Origin of the sequence: Methylibium sp. Root1272, assembly GCF_001425905.1 — a bacterium.
Taxonomy (GTDB): Bacteria; Pseudomonadota; Gammaproteobacteria; order Burkholderiales; family Burkholderiaceae_C; genus Methylibium.
In genome coordinates this window covers 82,330-96,987 of record NZ_LMDY01000017.1, presented here as the reverse complement: position 1 = coordinate 96,987, position 14,658 = coordinate 82,330, and the positions used below count along the sequence as shown (strand labels likewise).

General features: G+C 70.5%; 15 protein-coding genes. 11 read left to right on the top strand and 4 right to left on the bottom strand.

The features are described 5' to 3' along the window. Positions 1-188: 188 nt before the first annotated feature. From ASC67_RS17435 to ASC67_RS21140, 3 genes are read left to right on the top strand one after another with little or no spacing between them, the layout of a single operon-like run. A complete protein-coding gene (locus ASC67_RS17435) occupies positions 189-749 on the top strand; it encodes a phasin family protein (protein WP_056324576.1) in 561 nt (186 codons plus the stop codon). 34 nt (positions 750-783) lie between these two features. Beyond that, positions 784-1,278, top strand: a complete 495-nt coding sequence (locus tag ASC67_RS17430; protein WP_056324572.1) for a hypothetical protein — start codon at positions 784-786, stop codon at positions 1,276-1,278. Beyond that, complete coding sequence (locus ASC67_RS21140; protein WP_056324569.1) at positions 1,275-2,468, top strand: patatin-like phospholipase family protein; 1,194 nt, start codon at positions 1,275-1,277, stop codon at positions 2,466-2,468. The genes ASC67_RS17430 and ASC67_RS21140 overlap by 4 nt, the downstream gene beginning before the upstream one ends. A 15-nt stretch (positions 2,469-2,483) precedes the next feature. Here the strand turns inward: ASC67_RS21140 and ASC67_RS17420 are convergent, their stop codons facing one another. Further along, complete coding sequence (locus ASC67_RS17420; RefSeq protein WP_056324565.1) at positions 2,484-3,524, bottom strand: GlxA family transcriptional regulator; 1,041 nt, start codon at positions 3,522-3,524, stop codon at positions 2,484-2,486. Positions 3,525-3,643: 119 nt separating this feature from the next. Between ASC67_RS17420 and ASC67_RS17415 the strand changes: the two genes are divergently transcribed. After that, complete coding sequence (locus tag ASC67_RS17415; RefSeq protein WP_056324562.1) at positions 3,644-4,975, top strand: tetratricopeptide repeat protein; 1,332 nt, start codon at positions 3,644-3,646, stop codon at positions 4,973-4,975. Positions 4,976-5,000: 25 nt separating this feature from the next. Here ASC67_RS17415 and ASC67_RS17410 read toward each other — a convergent pair whose 3' ends face one another. Beyond that, on the bottom strand, positions 5,001-5,483 hold the full coding sequence (locus ASC67_RS17410; RefSeq protein ID WP_056324558.1) for a YqaA family protein: 483 nt from the start codon (positions 5,481-5,483) through the stop codon (positions 5,001-5,003). A 116-nt stretch (positions 5,484-5,599) separates the two neighbouring features. Between ASC67_RS17410 and dusB the strand changes: the two genes are divergently transcribed. The 6 genes from dusB to ruvC all read left to right on the top strand — a co-directional run bounded on the left by dusB (position 5,600) and on the right by ruvC (position 10,862). Beyond that, positions 5,600-6,640: a tRNA dihydrouridine synthase DusB gene (dusB, locus tag ASC67_RS17405; protein ID WP_056325317.1), complete on the top strand. Its 1,041-nt coding sequence runs from the start codon at positions 5,600-5,602 to the stop codon at positions 6,638-6,640. Continuing rightward, entirely contained in the window at positions 6,637-6,876 is a 240-nt protein-coding gene (locus tag ASC67_RS17400; protein ID WP_056324555.1) for a Fis family transcriptional regulator, read from the top strand. The genes dusB and ASC67_RS17400 overlap by 4 nt, the downstream gene beginning before the upstream one ends. Before the next feature lie 47 nt (positions 6,877-6,923). Continuing rightward, the gene (purH, locus tag ASC67_RS17395; RefSeq protein WP_056324551.1) at positions 6,924-8,519 is read left to right on the top strand and encodes a bifunctional phosphoribosylaminoimidazolecarboxamide formyltransferase/IMP cyclohydrolase; all 1,596 of its coding nucleotides are present in this window, start codon (positions 6,924-6,926) and stop codon (positions 8,517-8,519) included. 51 nt (positions 8,520-8,570) lie between these two features. Continuing rightward, entirely contained in the window at positions 8,571-9,197 is a 627-nt protein-coding gene (locus tag ASC67_RS17390) for a 1-acyl-sn-glycerol-3-phosphate acyltransferase (RefSeq protein ID WP_056324549.1), read from the top strand. Further along, on the top strand, positions 9,194-10,168 hold the full coding sequence (locus ASC67_RS17385) for a phosphatidate cytidylyltransferase (RefSeq protein ID WP_056324546.1): 975 nt from the start codon (positions 9,194-9,196) through the stop codon (positions 10,166-10,168). The genes ASC67_RS17390 and ASC67_RS17385 overlap by 4 nt, the downstream gene beginning before the upstream one ends. A 145-nt stretch (positions 10,169-10,313) precedes the next feature. After that, the gene (ruvC, locus tag ASC67_RS17380) at positions 10,314-10,862 is read left to right on the top strand and encodes a crossover junction endodeoxyribonuclease RuvC (protein WP_056324543.1); all 549 of its coding nucleotides are present in this window, start codon (positions 10,314-10,316) and stop codon (positions 10,860-10,862) included. Positions 10,863-10,921: 59 nt separating this feature from the next. Here ruvC and ASC67_RS17375 read toward each other — a convergent pair whose 3' ends face one another. Continuing rightward, positions 10,922-11,752, bottom strand: coding sequence for an ABC transporter substrate-binding protein (locus tag ASC67_RS17375; protein WP_082536096.1), 831 nt, complete (start codon positions 11,750-11,752; stop codon positions 10,922-10,924). Beyond that, positions 11,749-12,222 (bottom strand): cytochrome c-550 PedF, encoded by a 474-nt coding sequence (pedF, locus tag ASC67_RS17370; protein WP_156466811.1) that lies wholly within the window; start codon positions 12,220-12,222, stop codon positions 11,749-11,751. The genes ASC67_RS17375 and pedF overlap by 4 nt, the downstream gene beginning before the upstream one ends. Positions 12,223-12,505: 283 nt before the next feature. Between pedF and ASC67_RS17365 the strand changes: the two genes are divergently transcribed. Further along, positions 12,506-14,635 (top strand): sigma-54-dependent Fis family transcriptional regulator, encoded by a 2,130-nt coding sequence (locus ASC67_RS17365; protein WP_056324537.1) that lies wholly within the window; start codon positions 12,506-12,508, stop codon positions 14,633-14,635. Positions 14,636-14,658: the final 23 nt, after the last annotated feature.

Here is a 14,658-nt window from a genome sequence, read left to right as displayed (position 1 = left end):
GGCGCGCAGCGGCTCCGCGGCGTGCGTTGCGCTCGGGACTTTCCCGGGGCACTCACGTGCCCCGGGGCGCCATCTCATTGCGGCGAGTCGCTCGCCTTTAGGCTGCGACTTCTAGCTTGCGCTTCTATAGTGGTCCGAGCGGCAGCTTCGCGGTGGAGCGCCGCGCCGGATCCACAAGGAAGACAAGCATGGTCAAGAAGCTGCAGAAACTCGCCGACAAGCAGGGTGCCGCCACGGGCACGCCGTCGGTGGCGCAACTGTTCGACAACCAGTTCGCGAGCTCGGTCAAGGACTCGGCCCAGCAGATCTGGCAGGCCGGCCTCGGCGCATTCGCGAAGGCGCAGGGCGAAGGCGGCAAGGTGTTCGAGTCGCTCGTGAAGGAGGGCGTCTCGATCCAGCGCAAGACCCAGGCGGCCGCGGAAGAGAAACTGGGTGAAGTGAGCAGCAAGATGACGAAGCTGTCCGACGACGTGCAGGCGCGCGCCGGCCAGCAATGGGACAAGCTCGAATCGATCTTCGAGGAACGCGTCGCGAAGGCCCTGGGCAAGCTCGGCGTGCCGTCGAGCAAGGACATCGACGCGCTGATCCACCGCATCGACGCCCTGAGCGCCAACGTGGCCCGCCTGTCCAAGGCCCCGGCAGCCCGAAAGACAGCCCCGGCCAAGACGGCCGCGGCCCCGCGCAAGACCACCGCCAAGACCGCGTCAGCTAAGCGCGCCGTGGCAGCACCGCGCAAGCGCAAGGCCTGAGCGCAACCCGCCAATCCGCGTGACGCCGCCGCCGATGCGATTCACCACCGCCCTCGGTGTTCCGGTCCTGGCGGTCAGCGCGCTGCTCGCACCGGCCGCAAGCTCGGCCGCACCGCTTCCCGACAGCGACGAGGCAGCGGTCTATGCGGCCGCCGGCCTGCAGGCCCGTGGCAGCGACTACTACCGCGAGGCCTGTGCCACGGCGCTGAAGCCGCAGACCGAGCGGCTGGACATCAACCGGGACGGCCGCGACGAAATGCTGCTGTTCGTGGCGTCCTCGACCTGCTTCGGCCCCGCACGCGGCGGCAACGTCGCGCTGTTCATGCGGGACGCCCGCGGCGCGTGGATCGATCTCTTCGGCTTCCTGCCCGGCGTCGAGGTGCTGCCGACCGGCGGTGAGCACCTCGGCTACGCCGACCTGGGCGTCGCCAACCCGGGTGGCTGCATGGCGGTCTATCACTGGAACGGCAGCACCTACACCCACGCCGCCAACCGTGCCATCGAGCCCGGCGGCTGCCAGTTCCGATGAAAACGCGCATCGGTCTCGCGCTGGCCGGCGGCGGACCGCTGGGTGCGATCTACGAGATCGGCGCGCTGTGCGCGCTTGAGGAGTCGATCGACGGCCTGCGCTTCACGCAGTGCCACGGTTACGTCGGCGTCTCGGCCGGCGGCTTCGTGGCGGCCGGCCTGGCCAACGGCATCGGTCCGCGCGAGCTGTGCCGCTCCTTCATCGAGAACGAGGGGCCGCCCGAGGACGTTTTCGACCCCACGCTGCTGATGCGGCCGGCCTGGGGCGAGTTCGCAAGACGCCTCGCGCGGGCACCGGGCCTCGCGACCGGCGCCGCGCTGGACTACGCGCTGGGTTTCGCCACCCGCAGCCAGGTGCTCGACCAGCTCGGCCGCGCCGTGCCGACCGGCCTGTTCTCCAACCGCACGGTCCACGAGCACCTGAGCCGCGTCTTCGCCGTTCCGGGCCGCAGCAACGACTTCCGCACGCTGGCGCGCCGACTGGTGCTGGTGGCCGTCGATCTCGACAGCGGCGACGCCCGGCCCTTCGGCCTGCCGGGCCACGACCACGTGCCGATCTCGCTCGCGGTGCAGGCCAGTGCCGCCCTGCCCGGCCTGTTCCCGCCGGTCGAGATCGACGGACGCTGCTACGTCGACGGCGCACTGCGCAAGACGCTGCATGCCTCGGTGCTGCTCGACGAGGGGCTGGACCTGCTGATCTGCCTGAACCCGCTGGTGCCTTACGACAGCCACGACGACGCCCGCGGACCGACGGGCGACGGCGCGGCGCCGGTGTCGCGGCTGGTCGACGGCGGCTTGCCGCAGGTGCTGAGCCAGACCTTCCGCACCCTGATCCGCTCGCGCATGGAGCTCGGCCTGCGCCAGTACGACCAGAGCCACCCCGACACCGACGTCCTGCTGTTCGAGCCCGACGCGCGGGACGCCAAGGTGTTCTTCACCAACCCGTTCAGCTACTCGCAGCGCCGCCGCATGGCCGAGCACGCCTACCAGGCCACGCGGGCGCAGCTGCGAGCGCGCCGCGCCGCGCTCGGCCCGCGGCTGGCGCGTCACGGGCTGGGCTGGACCGCCGCGCTCGACGACCCGCGGCGCACGCTGCTCGACACTCGCCCGGCGCCGACGGGCCGCGCCAACACGGCGCTGCGCCGGCTCGAGACGACGCTGGACGCACTGGACGCCGCCCTCGCGGCCTGACACGCGGCACGGCGTTCAGCGCGTGCCGTGCAGGCTCTGGCGCAGCGCACCGAAGCGGCGCCGGTACTGCGCTGGCGTCAGGCCGACCTTGCGACGGAACAGTCGGCCGAAGAAGCTGGCGTCCTGGTAGCCCACCTCCACGGCGATCGCCTCGACCGGCGCGTTGCCGGCCTCGAGCATCTGCTTGGCCTCCTCGAGACGCAGCGTGTGCACGTACTCCAGCGGGCTCATGCCGGTGGCGCGCGTGAAGCGGCGCTTGAAGCTGCGCTCGGGCAGCCCCGACTGCTCGACCATCTGGCTCACCGGCGACTCGCGCGCATAGTGCTCGGCGGCCCACTGCTGGCAGCGCGCGATCGCCCGATCCTCGTTGGCCAGGCCGCCCCGCGTCAGCGAGGCGTAGGCCAGTGGCGAGGTGGTGTTCATGTCGAGCAGGTTGATGCGCGCCACCTGCATGGCCTCCTCGGGCGAGGCGAAGCGCGCGATCAGCGCCAGCACAAGCATGTGCCAGGCCACGCCGCTGCCGGCCATCAGGATGCGCTGACTCTCGCCGGCCATCACCAGGCCGCGCTCCGGATGCCAGCGCGTGCGCGGGTGCCGCGCGCTGAGGGCGTCGCAGTAGGCCCAGTGGGAGGTGGCGTCCAAGCCGTCGAGCAAGCCGGTGTGTGCCAGCAGCACGGCCCCGGAGCAGGCCGAGGCGATGGTCGCGCCCGCGCCGTAGGCGTCACGCACCCAGGCCGCCTCGGCGTCGAAGCGGTCGCCGAGCGGTTCGTCGGGCGCCACCATCACGTCGGTGATGCAGACCACGTCGGGCCGCGGACAGCCGGCGAAGCTCGCGTCCGGCGTGATCGTCACGCCGTTGGCGCCCCGCAGCGGGCCGCCGTCACGGCTGACCACCAGCGGACGGAAGGGCGACGCCACCTCCGCACCGCCGTGCAGCATCTGCCAGTCGCGCCGCGTTCCCGACAGCGCGTCGAAGAAGCCATAGACGGTTGCCGCGCTGGTGCAGCCTGGAAGGGCCAGCAGGGCGACTGAAGTTAGGGGGGTGGCTGCATCCATGGCACGAATGGCAGTGAGCTTGCACGAATGACTTTAGTGCCGGCAGGGCTCCGGCCACAAGATGCGGGCTCCATGCGGCGAGTCCGACGCGACGCCGCTGTTCCCAGACGGAGACCCTCATGACCCTCACCGACCTCCATGGCCATGCGCTGACCGGCGCCACGGCCGACAGCCTGGACGCCTACGAACATGCCCAGCGCGAACTGCGCTGCTACATCGGCGATCCGGTCGCCAGCGTCGACCGCGCCCTCGCCGCCAGTCCCGGCATGACGATGGCCCACCTGCTGAAGGCCTGGCTGCACCTGCTCGGCACCGAGCCCGGCGGGCTGGACGTGGCACGCGCCTGTTGCGAAGCCGCCGCCGCGCTGCCGGCCACCGAACGCGAGCGCGCCCACCGGCATGCGGCCTCGCTGCTGAGCGCCGGGCGCTGGCGCGACGCCGGCCACGCCCTCGAAGACCTGAGCCTGCGCTTCCCGCGCGACGTGCTGGCCCTGCAGGCAGGCCACCAGATCGACTTCTTCACCGGCGACTCGCGGATGCTGCGCGATCGCATCGCCCGCGCGCTGCCGGCCTGGCAGCGCGGCATGCCGGGACACCATGCGGTGCTGGGCATGCACGCCTTCGGACTGGAGGAAACCGGCGATTACGTCCAGGCGGAGCGCCAGGGACGGCTCGCCGTGGAACAGGAGCCGCGCGACGGCTGGGCCTGGCATGCCGTGACCCACGTGCTGGAGATGCGCAACCAGCCGCGCGAGGGCATCGCCTGGTTGGCGCCGCACGAGGCCACCTGGTCCGACGAGAGTTTCCTCGCGGTGCACAACCGCTGGCACCTGGCGCTGTTCCATCTGGAGCTCGACGAGGTGGACGAGGTGCTGGCGCTCTACGACCGCGGCATCGGCGGTCCCGGCTCGTCGGTGTTGCTGGACCTGGTGGATGCCAGCGCGATGCTGTGGCGGCTCCATCTGCGCGGTGCGGCCCTCGGCGAGCGCTGGCAGGCGCTGGCCGACCGCTGGGCCGCCGCCGGCGTGCCGGGCCAGTACGCCTTCAACGACCTGCACGCGATGGTCGCCTTCGTCGCCGCCGATCGGCCGCGCGAGCAGGCCGCCGTGATCGAGGCGCAACGTGCCGCGATGGCATTGGAGGAGAGCGACAACGCCGGCTTCACGCGCGAGGTCGGCCATCCGGCCGCGCTGGCGGTGCAGGCGTTCGGTCAGGGCGATTTCGCGCGCTGCTGCGAGCTGCTGCGCCCGATCCGCAGCCGGGCTCACCGCTTCGGCGGCAGCCATGCCCAGCGCGACCTGATCGACCTGAGCCTGCTGGAGGCGGCGCTGCGTGGCGGCGACCCGGTGCTCGCCGAGGCCCTGGCGGCCGAGCGCGTGGCGCTGCGGCCGCACAGTGCGCCGGCGCAGCGCTTCCTGGCCCGCAGCCGGCCGCTCGGCCGCGCGGTCTGATGCGGCCGTCGGACCGCGGGTGTCGTCAGGGGTGGAACTGCCCCGGCATCACCCACAGCAGCAGCGCCGTCATCGTGAGGTAGCGCGCGAACTTGCCGATCGCCATGTAGAGCACGCAGGGCCAGAACGGCAGCCGCAGCCAGCCGGCCACCGCACACAGAGGGTCTCCGATCACCGGCAGCCAGCTCAGCAGGCAGGCCGGGGGGCCGAAGCGCTCGAGCCACTTCAGCACGCGTGCCTCGGCCGGCTTGTGCTTCACGCGCTCGTAGGCGCGCTCGGCGCCGTAGCCCATCCACCAGGTCACCGCACCGCCCAGCGTGTTGCCGGCGGTGGCCACCAGCACGGCCGGCCAGAACAGCTGCGGGTCGAGCTTCACCAGGCCGAACACCGCCGGCTCCGAGCCGAACGGCAGCAGCGTGGCCGAAATGAAGGCGACGACGAACACCGTGCTCAGGCCGAACTTCGGCAGGGCGAGCACGGCGAGCAGCGATTCGAGCCAAGTCTCCATCGGCGTGGATTGTCGATGCAGCGCAACAAGCAACGCCGTCGATCGGTGGAAAACCAGCGCGGATCGCGCCGCTATACTCTGCCCTCTTTTTAAGCACACCGCCTTCCGTGTCCCCCCTGCGCATCGGCTCGATCGAGCTCCCGAACCGGCTGTTCGTGGCGCCGATGGCGGGCGTCACCGACCGACCATTCCGGCAGCTGTGCAAGCGGCTCGGAGCGGGCTACGCGGTGAGCGAGATGGTCACCTCGCGCAAGGATCTCTGGCACAGCCTGAAGACCTCGCGGCGCGCCAACCACGAGGGCGAGGTCGCGCCGATCGCGGTGCAGATCGCCGGCACCGAACCCTTGATGATGGCCGAGGCCGCCGCCTACAACATCGAGCGTGGCGCACAGGTGATCGACATCAACATGGGCTGCCCGGCCAAGAAGGTGTGCAACGTCTGGGCCGGCTCGGCGCTGATGCGCGACGAGCCGCTGGCGCTGCGCATCGTCGAGGCGGTGGTCACGGCCTGCGCGCCGCACGGCGTGCCGGTGACGCTGAAGATGCGCACCGGCTGGAACGTGCAGCACCGCAATGCCGTGGCGCTGGCGCGCGGTGCCGAAGCGCTGGGTGTCGCGATGCTCACGGTGCATGGCCGCACCCGCGAGCAGGGCTACCGCGGCGAGGCCGAGTACGACACGGTGACGGCGGTGAAGGCGGCGGTGCGCGTGCCGGTCGTCGCCAACGGCGACATCGACAGCCCGGAGAAGGCCCGTGCCGTGCTTGCCCGGACCGGCGCCGACGCCGTGATGATCGGTCGCGCAGCGCAGGGGCGGCCATGGATCTTCCGCGAGATCGCGCATTTCCTCGCCACGGGCACGCTGCTGCCGGTGCCCCGCACAGCCCAGGCCAAGGCCTGGCTGATCGAACACCTGCACGACCACTACAGCCTGTACGGCGAATACGCCGGCGTTCGCACCGCGCGCAAGCACATCGGCTGGGCGGTGCACACGCTGCCGGGCGGGGCCTTGTTCCGCGCCCGCATGAACACCCTGGAGAGCTGCGAGGCGCAAGTCGCCGCCGTCGGCGATTTCTTCGATGCCCTCGGTGTCGAGCACGAGCTGCTGCCGCAAGCAGCGGCAGCGCTCGAACCGTCCTTCGAACAAGAGGCTGCATGACCAAGAAACATATCGACGCGTGCATCCGAGAAAGCCTCGATGCCTACTTCAAGGACCTGCGCGGCGCCGAGCCGCGCAACATCTACGACATGGTGCTGCAGGTGGTCGAGAAGCCGCTGCTCGACGTGGTGATGCAGCACGCCGAAGGCAACCAGTCGCGCGCCGCCGAGTGGCTGGGCATCAACCGCAACACCCTGCGGCGCAAGCTGCTCGAGCACAAGCTCATCAAGCCCTGAGCTCACCGCGCTCCGCCTTCCGTCCCTTCCCCGCATCCACGACCGACATGGCCACCGCCCTCCTCTCCGTTTCCGACAAGACCGGCATCGTCGAACTCGCCCGCTCGCTGCATGCGCTGGGCGTGAAGCTGCTCTCGACGGGCGGCACGGCCAAGCTGCTGGCCGACAGCGGCCTCCCGGTCACCGAGGTGGCCGACCACACCGGCTTCCCCGAGATGCTCGACGGTCGTGTGAAGACGCTGCACCCGGCCATCCACGGCGGCCTGCTGGCGCGCCGCGACCTGCCGGCGCACATGGCCTCGCTGGCCGCGCACGGCATCGAACCGATCGACCTGCTGGTGGTGAACCTCTACCCCTTCGAGGCCACCGTCGCGAAGCCCGGCTGCACGCTGGAGGACGCGATCGAGAACATCGACATCGGCGGGCCGGCGATGGTGCGTTCGGCCGCGAAGAACTGGAAGGACGTGGCGGTGCTGACCGACGCGTCGCAGTATGCGGGCGTGCTGGCCGAGTTGCGACAGGACCGCCGGGTGAGCGAGGCCACGCGCTTCGCGCTCGCGGTCGCGGCCTTCAACCGCATCAGCAACTACGACGCGGCCATCAGCGACCACCTGTCGGCGCTGCGACCCGACGGCACGCGCGCCGAGTTCCCGGCGCAGAGCAACGGCCGCTTCGTCAAACTGCAGGACCTGCGCTACGGCGAGAACCCGCACCAGAGCGCCGCGTTCTACCGCGACCTGTACCCGGCGCCGGGCTCGCTGGTGAGCGCCGTGCAGCTGCAGGGCAAGGAGCTGTCGTACAACAACATCGCGGACGCCGACGCCGCGTGGGAGTGCGTGAAGGGCTTCGACGCCGCCGTCGACGGGCCGGCCTGCGTGATCGTCAAGCACGCCAACCCCTGCGGCGTGGCGCTCGGCGGCAACGTGGCCGAAGCCTACGGCAAGGCCTTCCGCACCGACCCGACCTCCGCGTTCGGCGGCATCATCGCCTTCAACGTGCCGGTCGACGGCGTGGCGGCGCAGGCCATCGCGAAGCAGTTCGTCGAGGTGCTGATCGCCCCCGGCTACACCGCCGAGGCGCGCGCCGTGTTCGCCGCGAAGGCCAATACGCGCGTGCTGCAGATCTCGCTCGACGGCGTGCAGCGCGACGCGCCGGACGCCTGGTCGCGCGGCCTCAACTCGCACGACGTCAAGCGCGTCGGCTCGGGTCTGCTGATCCAGAGCGCCGACAACCACGTGCTCGGCCTGCAGGACCTGAAGGTCGTCACGAAGCTGGCGCCGACCGACGCTCAACTGGCCGACCTGCTGTTCGCCTGGAAGGTGGCCAAGTTCGTCAAGAGCAACGCCATCGTGTTCTGCGGCGACGGCATGACGCTCGGCGTCGGCGCCGGCCAGATGAGCCGGCTCGACAGCGCGCGCATCGCCAGCATCAAGGCCAGCCACGCCGACCTGAGCCTGGCCGGCTCGGCGGTCGCGAGCGACGCCTTCTTCCCGTTCCGCGACGGCCTTGACGTGCTGGCCGACGCCGGTGCGCGCAGCGTCATCCAGCCCGGCGGCAGCCTGCGCGACGACGAGGTGATCGCCGCCGCCAACGAGCGCGGCATCGCGATGGTGCTGACGGGCGTGCGGCACTTCCGACACTGAGAGCGCGAGGCCGCAGTGTGCCGCGGCCAGCGCTCCGAATAGCATAGGGTCATGTCCGTCGCTGCCGACTCGGTAGGCCTGCTGCTGTCCTTCCTGGCCCGGCTCATCACCGGAGCGCAGGGGCATTGGTACGGCTGCCCGCCGAAGGCCGAGCAGCGCATCTACTTCGCCAACCACCAGAGCCACCTCGACTGGGTGCTGATCTGGGCCGCGCTGCCGCGCGATCTGCGCGCCATGACGCGGCCGATCGCCGCGAAGGACTACTGGACCGCCAGCCCGCTGCGCCACTGGATCACGCGCGAGGTGTTCAACGCGGTCTACGTGGCGCGCCAGCGCACGGACGACCAGGATCCGCTCGAGCCGCTCGTCGAAGCGCTGCGCAGCGGCGACTCGCTGGTGATCTTCCCCGAGGGCACGCGCAGCAACCGGGGCGATCCCCAGGCCTTCAAGAGCGGCCTGTACCACCTGGCCGAGCAGTTCCCCGCGGTGCAGTTGATCCCCGCGTGGATCGACAACGTGCAGCGCGTGATGCCCAAGGGCGAGGTGGTGCCGGTGCCCATCCTGTGCTCGGTGACCTTCGGCGCGCCGCTGGCGCCGCTGCAGCCCGGCGAGGACAAGCGCGACTTCCTCGACCGCGCGCGCGACGCCGTGGTCGACCTGAAGGCCGTCGCGGCATGAGTGGTTTGAGGCAGCTCACGGTCTCGCAGCAGGTCGGCCTGCTGTTCCTGCTGCTGTTCGGCGCCCTGCTGCTGGTCAGCGCCATAGCGCTGCTGCGCTCGCTGCGCGAGCGCAGCGACGAGGGCCGCGACCAGCACGAACGCTTCAAGCGCGAACTGCGCGCGCTGTGGATCGGCGCCTCGGTGTTCTGGCTCGCCTGGGTGTCGGGCCCGGTGGGGGCGACGCTGCTGTTCGGCGTGCTGAGCTTCCTGGCGCTGCGCGAATACATCACGCTGATGCACACGCGGCGCAGCGATCACCGCAGCCTGATCCTGGCCTTCTTCATCGTGCTGCCGCTGCAGTACCTGCTGGTGGCCAACCGAAATTTCGACCTGTTCTCGGTCTTCATCCCGGTCTACATCTTCCTGGCGATCCCGGTGGTGAGTGCGCTGGCCGGCGACCCGGAGCGCTTTCTCGAGCGCAACGCGAAGATCCAGTGGGGCATCATGGTCTGCGTCTACGGCATGAGCCACACGCCGGCGCTGTTGCTGCTGCAGTTTCCGAATCACGAGGATCGCGGGGCCTTCCTGGTGTTCTTCCTGGTGCTGGTGGTCGCGGTGGCCCACATCGCGCAGGAGGCTGCGAGCCGGCGCCTGCGCCGCCGTCCGGTGGCGCGCCACATCAGTCGAAGCTTCAGCTACCGCGCCTGGCTGATCGGCGCGCTGGTGGCGGCGTTCGTCGGCGGCCTGCTGTACTGGATCACGCCCTTCAAGCCGGGGCAGGCGATGGTGATGGCGCTGATCGCCAGCGCCTGCGGCACGATGGGCGAGTTCGTGATGAAGGCGCTCAAGCGCGACGCCGGCGTGCACTACTGGGGCAACCGCGCCTCGGTCACCGGTGCGGTGGGCCTGCTCGATCGCGTGGCGCCGCTGTGCTTCGCCGCGCCGGTGTTCTTCCATTCCGTGCGCTGGTACTTCAACCTGAGCTTCTGATGGCGACCCGGATACTCGGCATCGATCCCGGTCTGCGCGCGACGGGTTTTGGCTCCGGCCGCCGCTTCGCGGCTTCACATCCGCCCGCGGATGTGAGCCTGCACCGAAACCCTTGCACCCTCGGCCACGTCCGGAGCGGCGCGGCATGAGGATCCTCGGCATCGACCCGGGTCTGCGCACGACGGGTTTTGGCGTGGTCGAGTGCGAGGGGGCGCGGTTGCACTACATCGCCAGCGGCACGATTCGGACCGATGCGCTGCCGAACGGCGACCTGCCGGGGCGGCTGAAGATCATCTTCGAGGGTGTGCGCGAGGTCGCGGCGCGCTACCAACCGGACTGCGCCGCAGTGGAGATCGTGTTCGTCAACGTCAATCCGCAATCCACGCTGCTGCTCGGGCAGGCGCGCGGCGCGGCGCTGGCCGCGCTGGTGTCGGGCGACCTCGCGGTGGCCGAGTACACGGCGCTGCAGATGAAGAAGGCCGTCGTCGGCCACGGCCACGCCCGCAAGGAGCAGGTGCAGGCCATGGTGGCGCGGCTGCTGTCGCTGCCCGGCGAGCCGAGCCGGGATGCAGCCGACGCGCTCGGCCTCGCGGTCTGCCATGCGCACGCCGGTGCCTCGCAGGCGGCGATCGCCGCCGTGAGCCCGCTGGCGCGGCGCGCCCATGCGCAATACCGCAAGGGCCGCAGCTATTGAAGAAGAAGGAAGGCGCCGGTGTCGGCGCAGAACGAGCGCGAGCGGCAGCGCCGCGGGAGTCAGCCGCGCCAGACCACGTTGTGGCGCTGGAAGAGTTCGCGCAGGCCCGGGCCGTTGTTGAGGTCGATCAGGCGGCGCTGCATCACCTGCGCCAGATCGGTCGCGCCGCGCTTCACCGCGCAGCCGACCACCCAGCCGTTGCGCGGCGCCCGCGGGATCGGCGGCAGCGGCACGATCTTGTAGCGCGGCTTGCCGGCGAGCGCCGCCTCCAACTCGGAGGCCAGCCCGGCCGCGGCCACGACGTCGCCGGCCAGCAGCGTCCTGGCCGCTGCCACGCCGTCGGCGTGCTGCGTGCTGAGCGTGTCGCGGAGGGCACCGGAGTCGGCACTGGCCAGCAGGTAGCCCGGCAGGGAGACACCCGCCACCGCGATCTTCTGCCCGCGCAGCGCCTCGATGGCCTCGGGTGCCGGACCGCGCTCGCTGTCCCAGGCCAGCATGACCGTCTCGCGGTAGTAGGCACCGAACACCTCGACCTGCGGATTGGCCTCGATCAGCGGCCGGTCCATCGGCACATGCAGCATCACGTCGGCCGGTCCCCAGCCGAGGTAGTGGCCGCGCCAGACGGCGTTGCGCAGGTCGTCGCCGACGCTCTCACCGGCCGGGATCGGCAACAGGCTGAGCGGCACGCCGACGCTGTCGGCCAGCACCGCGGCCAGATCGACGTCGACACCCTGGCCGTTCAGGTTGAACGGCGGCATGTCCTGGTAGACCGCCACCACCAGCCGCCCGCTGCGCCGCACGCGCTCCAGCGCGCTCTCCTCGGCACGGAGCGCAGAGGAAAGAGGCGCCAGCGCCGCGGCGGCGCCCAGCAGCCGACGACGGGAGATCACAGCGGCTTCTCGCGGCGGGTTTCGAGGTAGCTCTTGATGGCCCAGACGGCTTCCTGCTGCATCACACCCTCGAACGGCGGCATGTAGACGGCGCCGTTACGGGTGCGACCGTGCCGCACCGTGGTCGCGAAGTACTCGTCCATCTCCTTCACGCAGGCGACCTTCTTCTTGTCGTCCTTCAGCGTGGCGCATTCGCCGTCGAGCTTGCGCAGGTCGGGAGCGATCCCGCCGGAAATGGCTTCCAGGCCGTGGCAGCGGGCACAGTTCTGGTTGTAGGCCGAGGTGCCGATCTTGATGGCCTCGTCGTTCTTGCGATACGGATTCTCGGCGCGCCAGGTGTCGCCGAGCGCCGGAAGCGCCTTGGTATCGACCGCTTGCGGCGTGACGTCCCCGTGGGCGTAGGCGCCTGCGGCGCCGGCAATCAGGCTCAGCGCGATGACATGGCGCAGGCACTGGGTACGAAAGTTCATGGAAAGGTGCTCCAAATCTGAGGGACAGTTCGAGGGTGCAAGTGATGTGCCAGCGCCACAGATCTGTCTCGAACCCCTCCTCCTGGCGGGTTCACACCGTCCGTTTGCTCCACGCTGGAGCATACTGGCGCTCCCCACTGATGTGTCTCAGGGCAAGGCAGGCACGGTGACAGGGGACGTTCCAGGCCGCGATGACAGGCACTAACGCCGCTCGACGCCGACGGATAGACAGCAGGGGCGGCTGCCGGCCGCCCGAGAGGGCCGACAGCCCCGAGGAGACACGATGACCGCATCCACCACCGCCACGCGCGCTGCCCAGCGTGACAGTCGCCGTCCGTCCGGCTTCGGCCATTCCGCCACCAGCGTCTGGCTGCCGCCGGATCCGGGTCACGTCGACACCATCGCGCAGTCGCACGAACGCTGCGCCTCGCTGCGGTTGAGCCCGATCCGCCCGCCGGACCACACGCCGCTGATGCGCTCGGACCTCTCGGTGGCGCGGGAGCGCAACCGCTGCCTGTCGCTGCACGCCGTGCCGGTGATGGAGATGCTGCTGGAGCAGATCCTCGCGACCCAGAGCATGGTGTTGCTGACCGACGTGCAGGGCACGGTGCTGCATTCGATCGGCCACGACGACTTCCTGACGCGCGCCTCCAAGGTCGCGCTGGCGCCGGGCGTGAACTGGAGCGAATCGAGCAAGGGCACCAACGCCATCGGAACCGCGCTGATCACCGAGACGCCGACCATCGTGCACGCCGACGAGCACTTCGTCCACGCCAACCAGTTCCTGACCTGCTCGTCCTCGCCGATCTTCGATCCGCGCGGCAACCTGGTCGGCGTGCTCGACGTCAGCGGCGACCACCACTCCTTCCACGTCCACACGATGGGGCTGGTGAAGATGTCGGCGCGCATGATCCAGAACCACTGGCTGATCGAGGACAGCCACCAGACGCTGCGCCTGCACTTCCACCTGCGTCGCGACTATCTCGGCACGCTGATGGAAGGCATCGTCTCCGTCGGGCAGGACGGCAAGCTGCTGGCCGCCAACCGCGCCGCGCTGGACATGCTGCGTCTGTCGGGCGCGGCCTTGCGGATGAACACGGTCGCCGGTCTGTTCGGCGTGTCGCTCGGGGCGCTGGTCGACCATTTCGGCTCGACCCTGTCGACGCCGCTGGAGCTGAGCCTGCCCGATGGCCGCCAGATCCATGCGAGCGCCCGCTTCAACGGCACCGGCTGGCACCAACTGGGCCGTGCCCGTGACGACCAGCCGGAGGCGCTCGCCCACGAATCGGCCCGCGAGCCGACCGCCCGCGACGCGCTGCCCGACACGGCCCGCGAGACGATGGCTCATCCCAATGCCGTGCCGCCGTCGCCGAGCCTGCGCCAGTTGCAGACCGGAGATGCGCGCATGGACGACGTGGTCACGCGCGTCAAACGCGTTCTCGACCGCGACATCCCGGTGCTGATCCAGGGCGAGACCGGGACCGGCAAGGAAATGCTGGCCCGCGCGATCCACCAGGGCTCGCGCCGCGCCAGCGGCCCCTTCATCGCCGTCAACTGCGCATCGATTCCCGAGACCCTGATCGAGTCGGAGCTGTTCGGCTACGAGGAAGGCGCGTTCACCGGTGCGCGCCGCAAGGGCGCCGTCGGCAAGGTCCTGCAGGCGCACGGCGGCACGCTGTTCCTCGACGAGATCGGCGACATGCCGCTGAGCCTGCAGGCGCGGCTGCTGCGGGTGTTGCAGGAGCGTGAGGTCACGCCGCTCGGTGGCACGCGGGCGCTGCCGGTCGATGTGTCGGTCATCAGTGCGACCCATCAACCGCTGCGCGAACTGATCGACCGCAAGCAGTTTCGCGAGGACCTCTATTACCGTTTGAACGGCCTGGTGGTCCAACTGCCGGCGCTGCGCGAGCGCACCGACCTGCTGGCGCTGACCGAGAAGCTGCTGAAGCGCGAGTGCCGCGGTCGTCTGCTTCGCCTCGACGCCGAGGTGCTGCGGCTGATGCAGGCTTGCCGCTGGCCGGGCAACATCCGCCAGTTGGCCACCGTGCTGCGCACCGCGGTCGCGATGGCCGGTGACGATGCCGTGATCACCGTCGACCACCTGTCCGAAGACTTTCTACAGGACGCACGCCGCACGCTGGACGAGGAGCCCGCACCGGCCGCCGCCGCTCGGCCACCGCTGAGCATGGCCCATCACGCCAACCCGCAAACCTCGGCCGCGGCACCGCTCGACGGCGCCCAGGTCGGCGAGGCGCCGAGCGGACGCAGCACGCTTCATCAGCTCGAGCACGACACCGTGCGCCGCGCGCTGGCCGAAGCCGGTGGCAACATCTCGGTCGCCGCTCGGCGTCTGGGCATCAGCCGCAACACGATCTACCGCAAGCTCTACTGGCCGCCCGGCGCAGGACGCTGACCGCGGCCGGACTCACCTGCGGG